The 1,048-nt window shown below is 43.9% G+C and carries 1 protein-coding gene; it reads left to right on the plus strand.

The genetic code is table 11. The annotated features are described in order from the left end of the window. Positions 1-394 precede the first annotated feature (394 nt). Positions 395-1,048 (plus strand): transporter substrate-binding protein (locus tag ACS8FC_RS14920; RefSeq protein ID WP_439297348.1); only part of this gene is annotated, 654 nt, incomplete at its 3' end.

Consider the following 1,048-nt stretch of genomic DNA (forward strand, 5'->3'; position numbering starts at 1 on the left):
GTTCATATATCTTTCCTTAGAAGTGAAATCGATCATGGCGTCAGCGTAATATATTCATGAGATAAGTATGTGAAATAATGTCTATTCTATAAGCATTACCGTAGCCGTTTTGCAGATTTTTAGCAATAAGTGCTTTTAGCAACCTATGTGCTTATATCAGCTCTTCTCTATGTCGTGACTTTGTTTTTACATTGCACCAATTTTTCATCTCCTTCCCCGTTATGGTGCAGCTTATTAACAATCGTGCACTAAATTAACGAAAATAACAGACAATATTTATTTATTGCTCAATTATTACGCGATTATTGGCTTTTTTGACTTGGCACGGAACTTGAACGCTTAATAACTGTTCAGGAGCAGTACTTTATCTTTTGTGTCTATTTAGGAGATGTCCATGTTTTCGTTACCAACTTTAGCCAATCCTCAGTTTATTGACGCTCAATCACACGGCAAAATCAAATCACGCTTTTCGTTACTAGCAATTGCCGTCGTTGGTAGTCTGAGCCTCGCTGGCTGTCAAAAGCCTGCCGAAACTGCGGCATCGACAGAGACAACGACTGAAACCACGACAGAGACAACGACCACTCCTGCCGCTGATGGCGACACGATCAAAGTAGGCATCTTGCACTCGCTATCTGGCACCATGGCCATTTCTGAAACCTCGCTAAAAGACACTGCACTCATGACCATTGACGAGATCAACGCCAATGGCGGCGTGCTCGGTAAGCAACTAGAGCCAGTAGTCGTAGACCCTGCGTCTGATTGGCCGTTGTTTGCTGAAAAAGCCCGTCAGCTGCTCACTCAAGATAAAGTGGATGTCATCTTTGGTGGTTGGACATCAGTATCGCGTAAGTCAGTATTGCCAGTGGTTGAAGAGCTGAACGGCTTGATGTTTTACCCTGTACAGTACGAAGGACAAGAGCAATCAGAAAACATCTTTTATACTGGCGCGGCTCCCAACCAGCAAGCCATTCCAGCGGTTGAGTATTTGATGAGTGAAGAAGGCGGCGGTGCAGAGCGCTTTGTATTATTGGGTACGGATTACGTT

This window comes from Psychrobacter sp. 1Y4 (assembly GCF_051847555.1).